This is a genomic window from Opitutus sp. GAS368 (genome assembly GCF_900104925.1).
Lineage (GTDB): Bacteria > Verrucomicrobiota > Verrucomicrobiia > Opitutales > Opitutaceae > Lacunisphaera.
The window spans coordinates 2,835,001-2,853,660 of record NZ_LT629735.1 but is presented as its reverse complement, the minus strand read 5'-3'; the positions used below and the strand labels follow the sequence as shown (position 1 = coordinate 2,853,660).

20 protein-coding genes and 2 rRNA genes (1 of these 22 only partly in view) are annotated in these 18,660 nt (G+C 66.2%); 8 read left to right on the top strand and 14 right to left on the bottom strand.

The window, feature by feature from the left end; translation table 11 throughout:
- Genes BLU29_RS12205 through BLU29_RS12195 form a run of 3 tightly spaced genes read right to left on the bottom strand, consistent with a single transcriptional unit; the run spans position 1 to position 1,796 of the window.
- Positions 1-399: a cytochrome c gene (locus tag BLU29_RS12205; protein WP_091058298.1), complete on the bottom strand. Its 399-nt coding sequence runs from the start codon at positions 397-399 to the stop codon at positions 1-3.
- A 1-nt stretch (position 400) separates the two neighbouring features.
- Positions 401-823, bottom strand: a complete 423-nt coding sequence (locus BLU29_RS12200; protein ID WP_091058296.1) for a DUF2231 domain-containing protein — start codon at positions 821-823, stop codon at positions 401-403.
- Between the two features lie 7 nt (positions 824-830).
- The gene (locus tag BLU29_RS12195) at positions 831-1,796 is read right to left on the bottom strand and encodes a metallophosphoesterase (RefSeq protein WP_091058293.1); all 966 of its coding nucleotides are present in this window, start codon (positions 1,794-1,796) and stop codon (positions 831-833) included.
- A gap of 154 nt (positions 1,797-1,950) precedes the next feature.
- On the opposite strand from BLU29_RS12195, the gene BLU29_RS12190 reads away from it, so the two are divergent.
- From BLU29_RS12190 to BLU29_RS12180, 3 genes are all read left to right on the top strand, one after another.
- Positions 1,951-2,496, top strand: coding sequence for a sigma-70 family RNA polymerase sigma factor (locus BLU29_RS12190; protein ID WP_091058291.1), 546 nt, complete (start codon positions 1,951-1,953; stop codon positions 2,494-2,496).
- Positions 2,486-3,253 carry a zf-HC2 domain-containing protein gene (locus tag BLU29_RS12185; RefSeq protein WP_091058288.1) on the top strand — a complete coding sequence of 256 codons (768 nt, stop codon included), beginning with the start codon at positions 2,486-2,488 and terminating at the stop codon, positions 3,251-3,253. Before BLU29_RS12190 ends, BLU29_RS12185 begins: the two co-directional genes overlap by 11 nt.
- Positions 3,254-3,410: 157 nt before the next feature.
- The gene (locus tag BLU29_RS12180) at positions 3,411-3,920 is read left to right on the top strand and encodes a hypothetical protein (protein WP_091058285.1); all 510 of its coding nucleotides are present in this window, start codon (positions 3,411-3,413) and stop codon (positions 3,918-3,920) included.
- Positions 3,921-4,028: 108 nt separating this feature from the next.
- Here BLU29_RS12180 and BLU29_RS12175 read toward each other — a convergent pair whose 3' ends face one another.
- Entirely contained in the window at positions 4,029-4,757 is a 729-nt protein-coding gene (locus BLU29_RS12175; protein WP_091058283.1) for an FKBP-type peptidyl-prolyl cis-trans isomerase, read from the bottom strand.
- Between the two features lie 343 nt (positions 4,758-5,100).
- On the opposite strand from BLU29_RS12175, the gene BLU29_RS12170 reads away from it, so the two are divergent.
- Positions 5,101-5,847: a BON domain-containing protein gene (locus BLU29_RS12170; RefSeq protein ID WP_091061122.1), complete on the top strand. Its 747-nt coding sequence runs from the start codon at positions 5,101-5,103 to the stop codon at positions 5,845-5,847.
- A gap of 73 nt (positions 5,848-5,920) precedes the next feature.
- Here BLU29_RS12170 and BLU29_RS12165 read toward each other — a convergent pair whose 3' ends face one another.
- The 6 genes from BLU29_RS12165 to BLU29_RS12140 form a co-directional block, all read right to left on the bottom strand.
- Positions 5,921-6,310 carry a DoxX family protein gene (locus BLU29_RS12165; RefSeq protein WP_091058281.1) on the bottom strand — a complete coding sequence of 130 codons (390 nt, stop codon included), beginning with the start codon at positions 6,308-6,310 and terminating at the stop codon, positions 5,921-5,923.
- Between the two features lie 51 nt (positions 6,311-6,361).
- A complete protein-coding gene (locus BLU29_RS12160) occupies positions 6,362-6,865 on the bottom strand; it encodes a VOC family protein (RefSeq protein ID WP_091058279.1) in 504 nt (167 codons plus the stop codon).
- 63 nt (positions 6,866-6,928) lie between these two features.
- On the bottom strand, positions 6,929-7,576 hold the full coding sequence (locus BLU29_RS12155) for a dihydrofolate reductase family protein (protein WP_091058277.1): 648 nt from the start codon (positions 7,574-7,576) through the stop codon (positions 6,929-6,931).
- 58 nt (positions 7,577-7,634) lie between these two features.
- A complete protein-coding gene (locus BLU29_RS18410) occupies positions 7,635-8,612 on the bottom strand; it encodes an SRPBCC family protein (protein ID WP_091058274.1) in 978 nt (325 codons plus the stop codon).
- A 41-nt stretch (positions 8,613-8,653) separates the two neighbouring features.
- Positions 8,654-9,133, bottom strand: coding sequence for an SRPBCC domain-containing protein (locus tag BLU29_RS12145; protein WP_197677705.1), 480 nt, complete (start codon positions 9,131-9,133; stop codon positions 8,654-8,656).
- A 28-nt stretch (positions 9,134-9,161) separates the two neighbouring features.
- Positions 9,162-9,524 (bottom strand): metalloregulator ArsR/SmtB family transcription factor, encoded by a 363-nt coding sequence (locus BLU29_RS12140; protein WP_091058269.1) that lies wholly within the window; start codon positions 9,522-9,524, stop codon positions 9,162-9,164.
- Positions 9,525-9,695: 171 nt separating this feature from the next.
- On the opposite strand from BLU29_RS12140, the gene BLU29_RS12135 reads away from it, so the two are divergent.
- Positions 9,696-10,016, top strand: a complete 321-nt coding sequence (locus BLU29_RS12135) for a hypothetical protein (protein ID WP_091058266.1) — start codon at positions 9,696-9,698, stop codon at positions 10,014-10,016.
- A gap of 21 nt (positions 10,017-10,037) precedes the next feature.
- Here the strand turns inward: BLU29_RS12135 and pap are convergent, their stop codons facing one another.
- Positions 10,038-11,513, bottom strand: coding sequence for a polyphosphate:AMP phosphotransferase (gene pap / locus BLU29_RS12130; RefSeq protein WP_091058263.1), 1,476 nt, complete (start codon positions 11,511-11,513; stop codon positions 10,038-10,040).
- Between the two features lie 99 nt (positions 11,514-11,612).
- Between pap and BLU29_RS12125 the strand changes: the two genes are divergently transcribed.
- The 3 genes from BLU29_RS12125 (at position 11,613) to BLU29_RS12115 (ending at position 15,627) form a co-directional block, all read left to right on the top strand.
- Positions 11,613-13,223: a Na+/H+ antiporter gene (locus BLU29_RS12125; RefSeq protein ID WP_157693825.1), complete on the top strand. Its 1,611-nt coding sequence runs from the start codon at positions 11,613-11,615 to the stop codon at positions 13,221-13,223.
- Positions 13,224-13,415: 192 nt separating this feature from the next.
- Positions 13,416-14,567 (top strand): vWA domain-containing protein, encoded by a 1,152-nt coding sequence (locus BLU29_RS12120; protein WP_091058256.1) that lies wholly within the window; start codon positions 13,416-13,418, stop codon positions 14,565-14,567.
- Between the two features lie 58 nt (positions 14,568-14,625).
- Positions 14,626-15,627, top strand: coding sequence for a trypsin-like peptidase domain-containing protein (locus BLU29_RS12115; protein ID WP_091058254.1), 1,002 nt, complete (start codon positions 14,626-14,628; stop codon positions 15,625-15,627).
- Here BLU29_RS12115 and BLU29_RS12110 read toward each other — a convergent pair.
- The 3 genes from BLU29_RS12110 to BLU29_RS12100 all read right to left on the bottom strand — a co-directional run.
- Positions 15,624-17,315: an amidohydrolase gene (locus BLU29_RS12110; protein ID WP_091058252.1), complete on the bottom strand. Its 1,692-nt coding sequence runs from the start codon at positions 17,313-17,315 to the stop codon at positions 15,624-15,626. The genes BLU29_RS12115 and BLU29_RS12110 overlap by 4 nt on opposite strands.
- 96 nt (positions 17,316-17,411) lie before the next feature.
- Positions 17,412-17,527, bottom strand: a 5S ribosomal RNA gene (gene rrf / locus BLU29_RS12105).
- Between the two features lie 92 nt (positions 17,528-17,619).
- Positions 17,620-18,660, bottom strand: a 23S ribosomal RNA gene (locus BLU29_RS12100) (it continues 1,870 nt past the right edge of the window).

Sequence of the window (18,660 nt, the reverse complement as noted above, 5' to 3'; positions counted from 1 at the left end):
TCACTCCAGCGACCGCACGTAGGCCGTGAGCGCGCCGAGGTCGGCGGCACCGTGCTTCTTCGCGAACGAGGGCATTTCATGCGGAATGCCATGGGTGATGATGTTGGCAATATAACGGTCGCTCACCTGCACGTCGTGCAGGTCCGGCCCCTCGTCGCCCCGGGCATCCGCCCCGTGGCAATGCGCACAGCTGTCGAGGAACAGGGTCCGGCCGTGCGCGACCAGCTCCGGCGAGGTCGGCGTGGCGGCCTCGAACAACCGCTCCGGCGACGGTTGCTGGTGTGAACTGCGGGCCGCCTGGCGTTGCAGCACCTTGCCCATGGCCACGGCCGTGGTGAGCGCCAGCCCGCCGGCCAAGGCCGAGAGGGCGAGCAGTTTGAGGCTGGCCGGGATTTTCATGTCAGCGCGCGATCATCATCTCCCCGCCCCAGTAACCGGCGGCGGAGACCAGCCCGGCCGCCACGGCGACCACCGCGAGGTAAAACATGAAGGTCCGGCGCGGAGCCACCGGGCCGGTGCCGACCCGCCAGATCGCCAGCGCCACCAGCAGCGCGAACGCGGGCCATACGAACAGGTGGTGCATCCGCAGCGCCCCGTGGCCGAGCAGGCCGCCCTTGGTCATGAGCAGGCCCGATGCGACCGCCGGGACGCTCCCCAACGCGCCGCCCACCATCGTCCAGTAACCGGCGACGTGGAGGTCGCGCGCCACCGGCCGAGCGCCGAGCGCCAGCGCCGCCGCGTCGAGCGCGCCCGAGCCGAGGGCGAGCGCGAGCGGGAAATGCACGGTCGCCCCGTGCGCCTTCGCCCAGATCGTCGGATCCATGTCGCGCTCAGCCGGAAGCCAGCGTCGAGTCCACGATCGCCAGCGTCGGGTGGTTCTCGACGTAGGACACGCTCGTCAGGCCGAGGAACGACCGCAGCTTGGGGGCATCCACGACCATCGGGCCCGGCTTGGGCGCGGTGCCCGGCTCGGGTTGCGGAAAGGCCGTCGAGCGGGCCGTGTGGAACGTCATGTTGCCCTCGATCTTCTGCAGGGCCTGGTGGATGTGGCCGTTGAGCACCGTGACGGAACCAAAGCGCTTCATGAGCGCGAGCGCCTTGGTGCCGTCATCGGTGCCCCATCCCCACTTCGGATAGACCATCCAGAGCGGCACGTGGGCAAAGACCACCAGCGGCGTCTCGGCCGACAGCGGCGCGAGGTCCTTCTCCAGCCAGTCGAGCTGCTCGGCGCCGAGCACGCCGAGGCCGCCCTCGGTGACCCCCTGCACGTTGACGAGGCCGACGAAGTGCACGCCCTTCTGGTCGAAGCTGAACCAGCCCTGGCCGCGCGTGCCCGTGCCGAAGCGGTCGCGATACATCGCGCCGTTGTCGTTGAGAATGTCGTGCTCGCCCGGCACGTAGAACACCTGCTTCGTGCGGCAGTCCTTCAGCATCTGCTCCAGCGAGTCGAACTCCTCCGCCTCGGCCAGGTGCGTGAGGTCGCCGGTGTGCAGGATGAACTCCGGCGCGACCGGCTGCGCGTTGATGCGGGCAATGGTCTCGCGGAATGTGGCCGCGACGTCCGTATTGGCGGGTTTCTTGAACCCGATGTGGCTGTCGCTGATCTGCACAAAGTTCAGCGTGCCCGGCAGCGCGGGCAGCGCCTTGGCGTCCATGGTCTGGCCGAGCGCGCGCGAGGTGAGCACGCCGGCGTTGAGGGACCAGAGCACGCCGGTGCCGGCCCAGGCCATGCATTTCAAGAAGCCGCGGCGGTCGACGCCGTCGTTGTTGTGATCGTGGACAATGTGGTCGTTCATGGGGAGGGAAGCGGTGATTGGAAGCGAAGCGCGGGCACAAGGGCCCTTTGTCATTGAATACGCCCCGGCGGCCGGGATTATTCCCTCTGCCGGCGAAAAGCCGTTTTTTCACCTCCCCGGGAATAAAACGGGACCCGCCGGCGTCTCTCCCCCGATGGAAGCCCCCGCACCCGACGTGCCGCCGACTTTCGACCACCTCATGCTGCCTCACCTGGATGCCGCCTACAATCTGGCGCGCTGGATCCTGCGCAACGACCAGGACGCGGAGGACGCCGTCCAGGAAGCCTGCCTGCGGGCGTGGCGCGCCTTCGACCGTTTCCGCGGCGGCGACGCCCGGGCGTGGCTGCTGACCATCGTCCGCAACGTCTGCTACACCCATCTGCGCCAGGTCCGTCGCGAACCACTGGTGGAGGAATTCGACGAAGCCGCCCACGGCTCAGCGGAAGCCCCGGGCGAAACCAACGCGATTGCCTGGCGGGAGACCAAGGGCGAACTGCTCCGGCAGGCGCTCGAGCGCCTGCCGGTCGAATTCCGTGAGGTTCTCGTGCTGCACGAAATCGAGGGCTTGGCCTACAAGGAGATCGCTACCGTGGCGGAAATCCCGCTCGGCACCGTCATGTCGCGTCTCGCCCGCGCGCGCCACAAATTGTCAGCCGAGCTGCTGGCCCTCACCGGAAAGGAACCCTCTCATGGACTGTAACCAAGCCCGCCCGCTCATCGACGCCGACACGGACGGTGAACTCGACCTCGTCCGCCACCTCGAGCTCGCCGCCCATCTGCGCACCTGTGCGGAGTGCACCCGCCACGCGGAGACGGCGCGGGCCCGGCGCGCCGCCCTGCGCGAATCACTGCCCCGCTTCACCGCGCCGCCGCAACTGGCCGGCAAGATCCGCGCGGCGCTGCAAGCCGGGGGCATGCCGGCTTCCGCCGGCGCCCCGGCCCGGCGCCCGTCACTCTTCTGGCCCGTCTGGAACGTCGCCGGTCTCGCCGCCTCCCTGGCCTTCGCCGTGCTGGTCGGCTTTGCCTGGGGCCACGCCCGCGCCCGCGCCAATCTGCTCGTGGACGAGGCTGTCGCGGACCACGTCCGCTCGCTCCAGGCCGGCCACCTCATGGACGTGGCCTCGACCGACCAGCACACGGTGAAGCCGTGGTTCGCGGGCAAGCTGGACTTCGCGCCGCCCGTCACCGATCTCGCCGCCGCCGGGTTTCCACTCACCGGCGGCCGGCTGGAGCATCTCGACGGCCGACCCGCCGCCGCGCTGGTCTTTCACCGCCGCCAGCACGCCATCAATCTCTTCATCTGGCCCGCCGATCCCATTGCCGCCCGCCGGTCGGGCGCCAGCGGCTACAACACGGAAAGCTGGTCACAGGGCGGCCTCAATTTCCTCGCGGTCTCGGAAATGCCCGCCGCCGAACTCGCCCAGTTCGTGGCGGCCTTCCGTGCCGCCGGGCCCTGACCTGGGCGGCATACCGCAAACACCCCATAGGCGCGGCCCCGATCCCGTGGCATACTGCTGGTGTGTGTTAGGTATGAAGGGCCGTCCAGGGGTGGGCGGCCCTTCTTGCTGATTGGAATTTTCGCCCTGGCCAAAAACGGCAACTGGTATCCCGGTCGTGGCCCCGACCTTCACCTTCACCCTCGCCTCGCCCGAGACCGGCACCACCTACGCGCTGTTTGTCGTCGAACCCAAGGTGCCCGGGCCCTGGCCCGTCGTGCTGGGCATGGATGGCGACTTCATCTTCGGCAACCGCGTCGATCTGCGCCCGGTACTCAAGGCCGCCCCCGTGTTGTTTGTCGGCGTCGGTTATGGCGCCCGCTTTGGCGACCCCGCGAACCAACGCGGCCGCGATTACACGCCGGTCGCCCACGGCGATGAGCCGTCGAGCGGCGGCCCTCCGGGCGAAGCAGGCCAAGTTGCCGGGCAAGCTCTTCCTCGCGTGGGCGAAAAGGATTCCGCTTCGATGACCGGCGGCCTCGCCCTGCTCGAGCAGCAGCTGGCCGCCCAGCCGTTCGCCGGGCTGGAGATCATCTCCCGCCGTTTCCCGAAGAAGGACCACTACAACGTGGTGCCCGAGGCCTTCGCAACCGGCCTGGCGGCGCTGTTCGCCGGCACGAAACGCTAGCCGGAATCACCCAAGGGAGATCACGGAAGCACGAAGGAGCGGAAACGCGAACCAGGGTTCCGTTCCGTCTCTCCGTCCTTTCGCGTTTCCGCGATCCGCCTTCTCGCGTTACTTGATCGCGAGCAGCTCGACCTCGAAGATCAGCACGGAGTTCGGCGGGATCCGTCCCTTGTCCTGCGCCCCGTAGCCGATGGCCGGCGGGATCGTGAGCTTCCATTTGTCGCCGACCGACATCAGCTGCAGCGCCTCGGTCCAACCGGGGATCACGCCGGTCACCTCAAATTCCACCGGTTCGTTGCGCTGGACGGAGCTGTCGAAGACCGTCCCGTCGATCAAGGTGCCATGGTAATGCACTCTCACCGTGTCGGCCGGCTTGGGCTTCGGGCCGGTGCCGCTCTTCAGCACCTCATACTGGAGGCCGGAGGCGGTGACCGTCACGCCGGGCTTCGTCTTGTTCTTGGCCAGATACTCGTTGCCGGCCGCCAGCTGCTTCTTGCCGGCCTCGGCCTGCGCGGCGCGCATCTTCTGTTGCATCGCCGTAAAGGCCGCTTCGAGGTCCTCTTCCGGCAACCGGGTCTTGGCCTTGGCCAGGCCGTCCGTGATGCCGACGATGAGGACCGCCTGGTCCACCGTGAGTGTGCCGTCCCGGGCGAGACCGGCGCCCATGTTGTAACCGATGCCATAGCTCACCTTCTGCTCCACCGAGGCAATGACCGGCGCCGGGCCCGCCGGTCCGTTTTGGGCGGTCTGGGTTGAGGCCGACTGCTTGCCGCAGCCGGCGAGGGCCAGGGCCGCAAGCGACAGGACGAGAGAGACTGGACGGGAAAGGTGTTTCATGGGCCCGCGACTGTTGGAATCTTCCGGCACGCTGACAAGTGCAGGATGGCGCAGAGCGGTATATTTCCGGTCTTTTGCCGGAACCTGGGCGGGACCCCGCCAGTCATACCCCGCTTGAGTCAGTTCCCCACCCCGCACCGGACTGCACGGGCTTGAGTCAAGTCGTGCGGACATCGGCATTGGCGGCACGCGGTGGAATCGCTCCCGAAACTTGCTGGGGAATTTACCGCATCCTTCCGAACCGCACGCTGCGGCTCCCGGTCTGAAGTGTCGTGTCGTGTCCAGCGCGTCCGCCTTCTGCGGCCCCGGCCTGATGCGGCCCAACCTCAACCAAAGGATGAACATGAAACCGCTCAACAAACTGACCGCCAGCCTCGTGCTCCTCGTTGTCCCGGCGCTGCTCCGGGCGGATGCCGAGATCGACCGCAAGATCGAGTCCGCCGCCCGGGCTTCCTACAACTACCGCACCGTGCTCGAGGACAACGTGAAGGTGAAGGTCCTCGACGGCACCGTGACCCTCACCGGCAGCGTGCCAGATGCCGACCAGCGCGTGCTGGCCGAGAACACCGTGCGCGACCTGCCCGGCGTCGTGCAGGTGGACAATCAGATCAAAGTCGAGCCGCCCGCGCCCGAGTATTCCGACGGCTGGATCGCCACCAAGATCCACACCAAGCTGCTCCTCAAGAGCAACGTGAGCGCGGTGGACACCAAGGTGGACGTCAAGGACGGCGTCGTGACTCTCACCGGCACCACGGCCTCCCTCGCGCAGAAGGAACTCACCACCGCCTACGTGCAGGAGATCGAGGGCGTAAAGTCCGTGAACAACCTCCTCACCGTGCCCGAGACCCCCGCCGATCCGCGCACCCTCTCCGAGCGCATGGACGATGCCTCCATCACCGCCCAGGTGAAATACGCCCTGCTCACGCACAAGTCCACCAGTGCGCTGCGGACCAAAGTCACGACCAAGGAGGGCATGGTGGCCATTGAGGGCGAGGCCGCGTCCGCGGCCGAGAAGGATCTCGTCACGCACCTCGCTCAGGGTGTCCGCGGCGTCCGCATGGTGAGCAACACCATGACCGTGAAGGGCTGATCCCCTCCTCGCCTCAATCTACGGCGGTGCGGGGCACCGCCGTTCTTTTTGCCTGCTCCGAGCCGCAGGGCAGTCAGCGCACGAACGGGATGAGCGCCCGTAGCCGCGGATCGCGCAGGTAGAGCCCGCCCCAGACGAGCACGCCGCACACGACCGGCATGGCAAAATTGACGCCCATGCGCACAGACACGGCGGTGGCACCCCCGAGATAGGCGGCGAGCAGGATCGCCCCGAGCACGGCGGTGCGTGGGATGAGGTAGAGGGCCGTGCAGGTGAGCTCGAGGATGCCGATGGCGACAGCACTGCCTGCGGGCCAGTCCGCAAAGCCTTTTACGACTTCGGCGGACTGGGCGATTTTCATTACGGCGCTCATGATCAGCAGCAACACGGGCAGCGTGCTCATGATGCGGCCGGACCAGAGAGCGCCTTTCGAGACGGGGGCGGAGGGATTCGTGGGTTCCATGGGGGCAGGCTTGGGGAGTCGGGCGGGAAAGTCAGCGCAGAAGAGCGGCCCTCACTTGCCCGCGTGGGCGCGCCGCAGGGCCTTGAGGTCGATCTTGGTCATGTCCATGAGCGCCGCCATGACGCGATGGGACTTGGCGGGATCCCTGTCGCCGAGCAGCTCCATCAATTCGTCGGGGACGATCTGCCAGGAGAGGCCGTATCTGTCCTTCAGCCAGCCGCACTGGCCCGGCTCGCCCCCGCCGGCGGTGAGCTTCTTCCAGAAGAAATCGACCTCCTTCTGGTCCGTGCAGTGGACGACCAGCGAGATGGCCTCGGTGAACTTGAAGACCGGGCCGCCGTTGAGCGCCGTGAATTCCTGGCCGGCCAGCTGGAAGGCCACGGTCATGACCGAGCCCTTCGGCCGGCCGGTGGCGCCGGCGCCGGCCTCCTCGTAGCGGTGGACGACCTTGATCTTCGAATTCTTGAAGAGTGAAACGTAGAACTTCGCGGCCGGCTCGGCCTGGTCGGCGAACCAGAGGAACGGGGTGATCTTTTGGGTGGTTTTGATTTTCATGCGGGAAAAGGGGTTGCGGGTTCAGAGACTCAACGAACAGGTGGGCGCCTTCCGGACAGGTCATCAGGCTTTTTTCTTCAGCACATAGTGCGTGACGCTCGAGCTGGAAGCGCAGCTGGCCACCTCGTAGCCGAGCTTCACCAAGTCCATGCCGGCGAACAAACTCTCGCCGGAACCGAGGACCACCGGTGACATGGCGACGTGCATCTCGTCAACAAGTCCGGCGCGCAGATACTGCTGGATGGTGGCTACGCCCCCGCCGAGCCGGATGTCGCGGCCGCCGGCCGCCGCGGTGGCGAGCTTGAGCGCGGCCTCGATGCCCCCCGTGACAAAGTGGAAGGTTGTGCCACCGGTCATGGCGATCGGTTCGCGCGCGTGATGGGTGAGGACGAACACGGGGACATGGTAAGGCGGGTTGTCGCCCCACCACCCTTTCCAGTTGTCGTCCGGCCAGGTGCCGCGGATCGGGCCGAACATGTTGCGCCCCAGAATCCATGCCCCGATGTTCTCATTCCCGCGCGCCACGAAGTCGTCGTCGATTCCCGCCGCGCCTCCTTCCCGCCCGAACATTTGGTTGGCGGTGCGGGTGCCGAAGAGCCACGGGTGCAGGCCGCCGCCGCCAATTCCCATCGGATTCTCCAGGTCCTGGCCAGGACCGGCGCCGAAGCCGTCGAGCGAAACGGTAAAGCAGTGAACCCGCAGTTTGGTCATAGGTTTGGCAGGCCTGTTGGTAGGCAGATTTTCTCGGGCGGCCGGAAGAAGCGATCTTTCAGGCTTTGCCCAGATAGGCCTTGAGCTGCTCGAAGGTGCCGCCCCAGCCCATCTTCATGCTCTCGTGGCCGGCATCGAAGACCCGGCGCTCGTCGGCATCGGCTTCATAGGGCCACCAGTTCACCGTCACCGTGGTCTTGCCGGCGTTTTCCGCGAAGGTGACGACCGTGAGCATCTGCAGCGGCCAGGGATCGGTGGTGAGCGGGTGGCGCGTGATGCCGCCATCCTTGTCCGAGAACGAATTGATCCAGACGAGCCTCGCGGGCGGCACGATCTCGCGGTAAACGGCCTTGCCCCACATTTCCTTCCCATCGGGCGTCGCCATCTTGTAGTGGATCATGCCGCCGGGACGCAGATCGAATTTCACCACCGCCAGCCTGAAACCCTTCGGGCCGAACCATCGCGCAAAGCGGTCGCGCTCCGTCCAAGCCTGCCATACCAGCTCGAGCGGGGCGGCGAACTCGCGGGAGATGATGAAGGGCTTGGCCTGCAGCGAGGCGACGTATTCGGATGCGCGCTCCAGCGTCTGCTTCCCGCCCTCGATGGCGCCAAATTCCTTTACGACGAAATCGCGGGCCTCGACGGTTGGGAACATCATGCGGCCGGTCAACCGCGTCTTGTTGCCCCCGACGGTCTCGAACGTCCAGGTCGCCGTGAAAGAGGCGCCCGGGCCGTCCTCCCGCCCGCCCCCGTGCAGGTAGGTGATGCGCTCGTGCGGCACGATTTCCTTGAACGTACTCTTGTTGGGATAGTTTGTGCCGTCCGGCCCGTGCATGACATGCTCCCACACACCGCCAACGCGGAAATCCATCTTCTTGATCGTGGTGCTGAACCCGCGCGGGCCCCACCAGTTCTTGACGTGCTGCGGTTCGGTCCAGGCCTGCCACACGAGTTCGCGCGGGGCGTGAAGGACCCGGGTGATGACGATCTCGCGATCGGAGGTGCTTTCAACGGAGGTTTTTGCCTTGGTGTTCATGATCGTTTTCGGGAAGAGAATCTAAACGTGGCTTCAGCGAATCAACGAGCGGCGGTGCGCCGGGCGGACATGGTTTGTGATCTTTTGCCGTCCGGGCTCCTCTTGAGGGGTTTCAAGCCGGCCAGGTGTTGGCCGAGGAGAACGAAGCATTCCGCCCAACCGCCACCGTGGCCTTCACGGGACCCCGCGGACGTGAAGCCGGATTGCACGAACATCATCTTCGTGCCACGGGGATGGTCCGCCAAGCGCACGGTCACCAGGGTCTCCTCGTCGCCACCGTCCCACGCATGCGTGAAGGCCAGTTTCTTGTTTTTGACGATCTCGCGATAGATACCGCCGAGCCACAGCTTTTCTCCCTGCGGTGACACCATGCAGGCGCGCCACTTGCCGCCAACCCGCAGGTCACCCTCGCTCACCGGGATCGTGAAGCCATTTGGTGCGCTCCATTGGCGGATGTGCTCCGGTTTGGTCCACGCGGCATAAACCAGCGGCCGCGGCGCGGCGAAGATCCGTGTCAGCACGAGTTTCAGTTGAGCGGGACGCTTGGGATTATTTCTTGCGACCATGTTTCTTGCCGGCGGGCGGTTGTTTGGATTGCAGTTCCTTCAGGTAATCGTCGAGGCGGTCAAAGCTCTCCTCCCAATGCCGGCGGTATTGCCCGATCCAGTCCACCGCCTCCTTCAGCGGCGCAGCCTTGATGCGGCACGGGCGCCACTGGGCGTCCCGGCTGCGCTCGATCAGGCCGCTGCGCTCCAAGACCCCGAGGTGCTTGGAAATCGCCGGCAGGCTCATGTCGTGCGGCTCCGCCAGCTGCGTGACCGTGGTCATGCCCTCGGCCAGCCGCTCGAGGATGGCGCGTCGCGTGGGATCGGCGAGCGCGGCAAAGACGGCGTTGAGACGGTCGGGAGACATGACGCCTGCTTTTGTGTTTAACCATCTGGTTAACTAAGAAATCGCGGCTGTCAAGAGTTCGGATGGAAAAAAACGAAGCCCGCCGGCGACGGAGCAAAGTGGACCATGACCCGGCCCAAATGAGCCGTGCGGGACTGTTGCTAATTCGCTTTTGCCGCGATACCCTCCTTGATGGAAATCAAACTGCCGCACATGCCCTTCAAGTTCGATTCGCCCGAAGGGCGGATGGAAATCACGGTGCGCGGAGCACCGGCCCACGGCGAAAGTGAACCCAAGCAACACTTTGGCGCAGCAGTCACTTTTCTACAGCCGGGACCACAGGCACTGAAACGAGTCCAGCTTTCCGCCAAGGGCGCCACCTACAGCGGGGTCATGCAGCTCCTGACCAGCGGTTTCAAGGTTACCCCCGCCGCCCACGACAAGGACAGTGCCGAATTCCGGGTGCTGACGGCACTCTGCCACGCCACCGGGGTGGTCGACCTGGACGCATAAGAGCGGGCCAACGGCCGCCCGTCACTCTTCCAAGGCCGCGGTGATCTGCCGGGCCGCGGAGCGCAGCACCTCCAGCCGGGCGTAACGCTTGTTGTCCGCGGGTACGAGGTGCCACGGGGCGTTGTTCCGGTCCGTGAGGGCAAGCATGTCGCCGACGGCGATCTCGTAGGCCGCGCGCTTCTTCCGGTTGCGCCAGTCCTCGGCGTTCATCTTGTGCCGCTTGTGCGGGGTGGCCTCGCGTTCGCGGAAGCGCCGCAGCTGCTCGGCGTGTGACACGTGCAGCCAGTATTTGAGGACAATCGTGCCGTGGTCCGTGAGCTCCCGCTCGAAGCCGTTGATCTCGGCAAACGCGCGCCGCCATTCATCCTCGCGACAGAAACCCTCCAACCGCTCCACCAGCACGCGGCCATACCAGGAGCGGTCGAACACGGTCATGCGGCCGTTCCGCGGGATGTCCCGCCAGAAACGCCAGAGATAATGCGCGTGTTTTTCCTCGGGCGTGGGCTTGGCCACCGGGATGACGCTATAGTCCCGCGGGTCGATCGCGCTGGTGAGCCGCCGGATGGCGCCGCCCTTCCCCGCTGCGTCCCACCCCTCGAAGGCGAACACGATGGACCGGCCGGCCGCGAGCGCGGCGCGCACCGCGCGGCTGAGGCGCCCCAGCCACTTCTCGCGCAGGGCGTCGTAATCCTTCTCCGACAGGTCCTGGTCCAGCGGGAGGGTCTGCAGTCGGCGCAGCCCGGAGGGGCGCAACGGCTTCACCCGCCGCGGCGCCACCGCTCGCGGCAGCCGGGCCATTTTTTTTCGCTGCTGCCGGAACTGGGTGAGCAGCAGCTGCCCGACCGCGAGGTCCCGGGCGCGTTCGTCCTCGGCGTCGATGATATGCCAGCGCGCGCCCGGGCGGTCCGTCTTGGCGCGGATGAGCCGCGCGGTCTTGGCCAGGCGGTCGTAGATGCGGTGGTGGTGCCAGTCCTCCTCGGTTACGCGCCAGGCGGTGGCCGGCTCGGCCCGCAAGGTGCGCAGTCGGCGGCCCTGCGCGTCCTTCGACAGCTGCAGCCAGACCTTGACGATGAGTGTCCCGCCGTCGGCGAGGAGCTGCTCGAAGTCGCGGATGCGCTCCGCCTCCCCGGCGACATGGCCGAGGGCGTGCTTGCCGCGCGCCTCCTCGCGGAGCGTCTCGGTATACCACGAGCCGGCATAGAGCCCGATGCGACCGATCGCCGGCAGGCTGCGCCAGAAGCGCCACTGGGGCGGATGGGCCCGCTCGTTCTCCGTCGGGGCATGATAGGAAAAGGTTTCCACGCCCCGCGGGTCGAGCCACTCGGCGAGCGTGTTAAGGAGATTGCCGCGGCCGGCGCCCTCGGGCCCGGCAAGGATGAGCAGCACCTTGAACGGCACTTGCTTGAGCTCCACCTGCAGCCGCACGAGTTCCTCGCGCAGCCGGCTGGCGCGGGCCTGGTAGGCTTTTTTTGAGAGGCGCTGCTTGGCTTTCCCCATGCGCTCCCGAAGGTGGCGGCGGGCCCGGCGATGTCGAGCCGGGGATGCGGCCGGCAATGCCCGCTCGACGAACGCCGCCAAGGCCCTAGCGTGGCGCACATGGTCGCCTTTGAACACGCCCTGATCCTGCTCCTGCTGATCGCCAGCCTGAGCGTCGTCGGGCGCTGGCTGCCGTGGCCGCAGCTGATCACCTACCTGCTCGGTGGCGTGGGGGCGGCGCTGGTGCCGGCGTTTCCGAAGCTCACGCTCGACCCCGGGTTCTTCTTCCTGTGCTTCCTGCCGCCGCTGCTTTTTGCCGACGGCTGGCTGATGCCGTTGCGGGAGTTCGTGCGCGCCCGGCGCGCCATCCTCACGCTCGCCATCGGGCTCGTGCTTTTCACCACGGTGGCCGTCGGCCTGGTCGCGTGGTGGCTCGTGCCGGGCCTGCCGCTGGCGATGGCCTTCGCCCTCGGCGCCATCGTCTCCCCCACCGATGCCGTGGCGGTCAACGCCATCACCGAGCGCCTGCGCGTGCCGGCGCGCCTGACCACGGTGTTGAACGGCGAGAGCCTGATGAACGACGCGACCGGCCTCGTGGCCTTCAAGTTCGCCCTCGCGGCGGTCGTGGCGGGCGGGTTTTCGCTGAGCCGCATCGCGATCGAGTTCTCGCTGCTCTCCGTCGGCGGTTTTCTGACCGGTCTCGCCATCGGCTATGGCCTCGGCCGGCTGCGGGATGTGCTCCAGAGCTGGCACGCCGACGACCCCCATATCGCGATCACCTTGAACCTGATGACGCCCTTCGCCGCCTATCTCACGGCCGAGCGCCTGGGTGTTTCCGGCATTCTGGCCGTGGTGGCCGCCGGGCTTTATTCGGGCTGGCGCGACCCCGTGCGCACAGACGTGGAGACCCGCCAGAGCACCTTTGCGGTCTGGCGGCTGCTGCTTTTCTGGCTCAACGGCATCGCGTTCGTGCTGCTTGGCCTTCAATTCCCGACTTTGCTCGCAGCGGTGCGCGACCACTACTCGGCCGGCCAGCTGCTCGGTTTCACCGCGGCCGTCTCCGGCGCGGCCATCGTGGCGCGGCTGGCGTGGGTTTTCTCAGGGATTTACCTGCCGGCCCTCCTGCCCGGCGTCTGCACCCGGGAAATGCGTCCCGCCTCGGGACTCGCGCTCGGCTGGGCCGGCATGCGCGGCACGGTTACGCTCGCCGGCGCGCTGTCGATTCCGCTGCTGCTGCCCGACGGCTCGCCCTTTCCCGGCCGCGACATCGTCATCTTCCTGGCCTTTGGGGTCATTGCCGCGACCCTGCTGGTGCAGGGCACGACGCTGGAGCGGCTCATCCAGCGGCTCGGCCTGCGGGAAGACGACACCCGCGCCCAGGAGGAACGCCTGGCCCGCACGACGGCGGTCGACGCCGGCCTCCAGGCCCTGCGGGCACTCGAGTTCGAGGCCACCGCCCCCGACCACGCGGCCGCCCTCGGCCAGGTGATCGGCGAATACGAGCACCGGCTGGCCGTGCTCGAGGCCGAGGGCGAAACGCGCCGCAGCGCCCGGCGGCGCCGGCAGGCCGGCCACCGCTATCGCACCGCGGCTTTGCAGGCCGAGCGGCACGCCGTCGATGAACTCTGGCGCACCGGCAAAATCGCCGACGAGGTCCATCGTCCGTTGCAGCAACTTCTCGACCACGAGGAGGCGGTGCTGCGCGGCGCCCCGCCGCCGGCCGAGGAGTGAGCCCCCTGCGCCCGGCGGAATACTGTGCATACCCCATGGCGGACGAATCACCGCGGAGGCATACTCTACCTGTGTGTTAGGTGAGGGGCCGTCTCGCAAGGGCGGCCCTTCTTGCGTCCGGTCGGGAAGATCGTCCCGCGCATTTTTCTTCGGCGAAGCCTAAGAACGACCCGGGCGGATCGTCGTCCTGGCATGCGCCCCAAATCATTCTTTTTCGCCGCCCTCGCTGCGGCCGGCCTCGCCCTCCTTTCTCCATTGTCCGCCCATGATGCCGACGCCCGCAGTCCGCGTCCCGCCCGGCCGCGCATGGAGGTGGTCTTTGTCCTCGATACCACCGGCTCGATGAGCGGCATGATCGCCGGCGCGAAGCAGAAGATCTGGGCCATCGCCAACAAGCTGAAATCCGCCCAACCCACCCCCGAGATCCGTTTCGGCCTCGTGGGCTACCGCGACCGCGGTGACGTCTATGTCACCAAGGTGTTCGGTCTGACCGGCAATCTCGACGAGGTTTACACCAACCTCTACGCCTTCGAGGCCGAGGGCGGCGGCGACGAGCCGGAATCCGTCAACGAAGCGCTGCACAAGGCCGTGCGCGACCTCCAGTGGAGCACCGATCCCGAGGTGCTGCGCGTCATCTTCCTCGTGGGCGATGCCCGGCCGCACATGGATTATCCCGACGACGTCAAATATCCCGAAACCTGCCGGCTTGCGAACCGGAAAGGCATCCTGATCAACACACTCCAATGCGGCCGGCTGAGCGGCACCGAAGAAGTCTGGCGCGAGATCGCCGCCCTGACTAACGGCACCTACAGCGCCATCCTGCAGGACGGCGGCACCATCAAGATCGAGACCCCCTACGACCAGGAAATCATCCGGCTCAACCTCCAGCTCAACGCCACCATCATCCGCTACGGTTCCAAGGATGAGCAGGAAAACGCCGCCAAGAACAAGTCCGTGCTCGCGGCGCTTTCATCCGAGGCCATGGCCGACCGTTCCTCTTACCTTGGCAAGGGCGAGGCCGGCGCGGTGCTCTCCGGCCGCGGTGACCTGGTCGTCGAGGTCATGAACGGCCGCGAGAGTCTCGACAAACTCGACGAGGAGAAACTCGCCCCCGAACTCCAGGCGATGGCACCCGGCGCCCGTCAGGAGTTGATCGCGAAGAAGGTCGAGGAACGCCGGACGCTGCAGGCGGAACTGGCCGAACTCGTCGCGAAGCGCGACGCCGAGGTCGCCAAGCAAATGAAGAACCTGGAGGGCAAGGGCGGAGCCATGGAGCTCGACGCTTTCCGGGCGCTGGAGACCCAGGCCAGGGAGAAGGGCTACCGCTTCGAGGAGAAGCGCTGACCGCCGACGCCGGAGCGCCCAGTTGCGAAACGGAAATTTCTGGCGACCTTGGTTTTCCATGGTCGCCTTTCTTTCTTCCACCGACTCGCTTTCGGCCCGCGCCTCCACTCCGCCACCGGCGGACGCCCAGCTGCTGGATGCTTATTCGACCGCGGTCACCGCCGCGGTCGAGGCCGCGGGCGCAGCGGTCGTCCACCTCGAGGTCCGGGCCAAGCGATCCCTGGACGAATCATCCGGCGGCAGCGGCTCGGGGTTCTTTCTATCTCCCGACGGCTATGCCCTGACCAACAGCCACGTCGTCCACGGCGCTTCCGCCCTGCATGTGCACCTGGCCGACGGCCGGCGGCTGCGCGCCGACCTCGTGGGCGAGGATCCCCACACCGACCTCGCCGTCGTCCGCGTCAGCAGTGATCCACTCCCCCATCTCCCTCTGGCCGATTCCGACCGGGTCCGTCCGGGCCAGATCGCCATCGCCCTCGGCAGCCCGATGGGTTTCCAGCAAACGGTGACCGCAGGCATCGTCAGCGGCCTCGGCCGCTCGTTGCGCACGCAATCGGGTCGCACGATCGACAACATCATCCAAACCGACGCGGCGCTGAATCCCGGCAATTCCGGCGGCCCGCTCGTCAACACCCGGGCGGAAGTCATCGGGGTGAACACCGCCATCATTCGCCCCGCGCAGGGCATCTGCTTCGCCATCGCCAGCAACCTCGCGCGCTGGGTCGCCGCGTGGCTGATCAAGGACGGACGCATCCGCCGCAGCTATCTGGGGGTCGGCGGCCAGACTGTGCCCCTGCTGCGCGCCGTCGCCCGGGCCTACCATCTCGATCAAGCCACCGGGGTGCTTGTCTCCCATCTCACTCCCGGCAGCCCCGCCGCGGTCGCCGGCCTGCGCGAAGGCGACATCATCGTCGCGCTTGACGCGCACGCCGTGCCAACGGTCACCGAGCTGCACCAGTTGCTCACGGCCGACTACATCGACCTGCCTGCCAACCTGACCCTGGTCCGTCTCACGGAGCGGATCGTGCTGCCGGTGCGGCCGGCCGAAGTGCCCGCCTAGGGCGCAGCCGGGGCGTCGGGCGCGGCGTAGACGATCTCGCCGCCCACGATCGTCATCACGCACCGGGTTTTCAGGATTTCTGGCTCGGGAATCGTCATGATATCGGCGGACAGCACGGTGAAATCCGCGCGCTTGCCCGCCGCGATCGTGCCGCGCTCCTGTTCCTCGAACGCCGCGTAGGCCGGACCGACCGTGAACATTTGCAGCGCCTGCTCGCGCGTCAGCCGTTGCTCCAGATGCCAGTCGGCATCCGCGAAGCCGTCCAGCGAGCGACGGGCGACCGCGGCATAGAACTCGATCATAGGCTCGCCGCGCTCCACCGGCGCGTCGGAGCCACCCGCAAGCATTGCGCCCGCCTGCCGCAACGACTGCCAGGCATAGGCTCCGGCGAGGCGCTCCGAGCCCAGCCGCTTGGGCGCGAAGTAGAGGTCGCCGATGGCATGCGAGGGCTGCATCGAGGCAATGACACCCAGCTGTGCGAAACGCGGCATATCCGCGGCGCTGAGCACCTGGGCGTGCTCGATCCGCCAGCGCGGCTCGGCCACTTTTCGTTCCGCCGCCGGCACGGAAGCGAGGGCCTGCTCGTAGAGGTCGAGCATGGTGCGGTTGCCCCGGTCGCCGATGGCGTGCGTCTCCACCTGGAAGCCGCGACGCAACGCCTCCTGCAGGAAGGGCAGCAGGTTCGCCGGCTGGTGCATGAGCAGGCCGCTCGAGGCGTAATCGCGATAGGGCGCAAGCAGTGCCGCGCCGCGGGAACCGAGCGCACCATCGATGTAAAGTTTGACGCCCCGGCGCGTGTAGCGCCCGTCGCTTTCGCCCAGCACGGGGCCGGCCGCAAAAAGGCTGTCGGCATCCGCACCCGGTGCGCTCACGGCGTCGTAGATGCGCAGCTTGATTTTGCCCGCCGCCACGAGCCGCCGGACCGTCTCGGCTTCGGCAAAATCGTGGCCGGCGATCTGGACGCCGGTCCAGCCGAGCGCCACCTCGCGCTGCGCCCCGGTGATCAACGCCTGCTCGATCTCCGTCTGCGTGGGCGGTGGCACGATGCGGTCCACCAGGCCCATCGCCTCGTCGATCAGCATGCCGGTGGCCTCGCCGCTGTCGGGATAGCGCAGGATTTCGCCGCCGGATGGGTTCGGCGTGGTGCGGTCGATGCGCGCCAGCCGCAACGCCACGCTGTTGGCGACAAGCGCATGGCCGTCCGCCCTTTTCATCACGACAGGATTGTCGGGCGACAGGTCGTCGAGGTCTCGGGCCGTCGGGAACGCGGCCGGCGCCCAGTGCGTCTCAATCCAGCCACGGCCGACGATCCATTTCCGCGGACCGGCGGATGCGATGCGCACCCGCAGCCGTTCACGGAGCTCGGGGATGCCCTTCGTGCCCTCGAGGTCGAAGGATAGTTCGCGGTTTCCGATCCCCCAGAGGTGCATGTGCGCGTCGTTCAGGCCGGGCAACAGGGTGCGGCCGCCGAGGTCGATGATCCGGACAGCGGCGGCCCGGTATGGCTCGGCTTCGGCCTCGGTGCCGGCGAACACGATGCGCCCGCCGCGCACGGCGATGGCCTCGGCCCGGGGCTGCACGGTGCTGCCGGTGTAGATGTTGCCGTGCAGCAAGAGCAAGTCGACCGGCGCAGCGCGCAGGGGGAGCACGAACACAACCAGCAGCAGCAATCGGGGATACATCTTCATGGGAATGAAAAGGGCGTGACCAGATCCGCCCGAACCTACGGTGACCTCGAAAAACAAGAAGGCCCGGACGCTGCTTTCGCAACATCCGGGCCATAAACCTGGCAACGACCTACTCTCGCGGGACCTAACGTCCTACTACCATTGGCTACGCGGGGCTTAACGGCCGTGTTCGGGATGGGAACGGGTGGAACCCCCGGTATATGGTCACCAGGAAACTCTTACTCCTTGCGGAGAAATTGAAGAAAAAGCTCAGACAAACCGATTGCGTGTAAGCAGGTGAAATAAACGCCTAGAAACCAGGTATCTGCATAAACCGGCAAGGTCATTAGTAACAGTAAGCTGAACGTATTACTACGCTTGCACTTCTGTCCTATCAACCGGGTGGTCTACCCGGACCTTGCACCGTCTTGCGACGGATTGTGATCTTATCTTGGGAGGAGCTTGGCGCTTAGATGCTTTCAGCGCTTATCTCTTCCGCACATAGCTACCCGGCGCTGCCACTGACGTGACAACCGGAACACCAGAGGTGCGTCATTCTCGGTCCTCTCGTACTAGAGAATGAACCCCTCAAATCACAAACGCCCACAGCGGATAGAGGACCGAACTGTCTCACGACGTTCTGAACCCAGCTCGCGTACCACTTTAACCGGCGAACAGCCGGACCCTTGGGACCTTCTCCAGCCCCAGGATGTGATGAGCCGACATCGAGGTGCCAAACCGCGCCGTCGCTGTGAACGCTTGGGCGCGATCAGCCTGTTATCCCTAGCGTACCTTTTGTCCTATGAGCGATGGCGATTCCACATTCAACCACCGGATCACTTGAACCTGCTTTCGCAACTGCTCGACTTGTTGGTCTCACAGTAAAGCTCCCTTATACTCATGCGCTCTATAGCCCGATTACCGACCGGGCTGAGGGAACCTTCGTAATCCTCCGTTACTCTTTGGGAGGATTCCGCCCCAGAAAAACTGACCCGCTATCACTGTCCCACGCCCAGATAATGGGACGAGGTTAGACGCCTAACAATTAAAAACTGGTATTTCATATTTCGACTCGGCCCGCCCCTGAAGGCAGGCTTCGCAGTCTCCCAGCTATGCTACGTATTAAAAATCAAGCGACAATAACAGCTTACAGTAAAGGTGCATAGGGTCTTTCCGTCCTGCTGCGGGTAGGCGGCATCTTCACCGCCACTACAATTTCACTGGGCCTCTCTCCGAGACAGTTGTCAACTCGTTACTTGATTCGTGCGGGTCGGAACTTACCCGACAAGGAATTTCGCTACCTTAGGACCGTTATAGTTACGGCCGACATTCACGGGGGCTTAGACCCGGAGCTTGCACCCCAGGC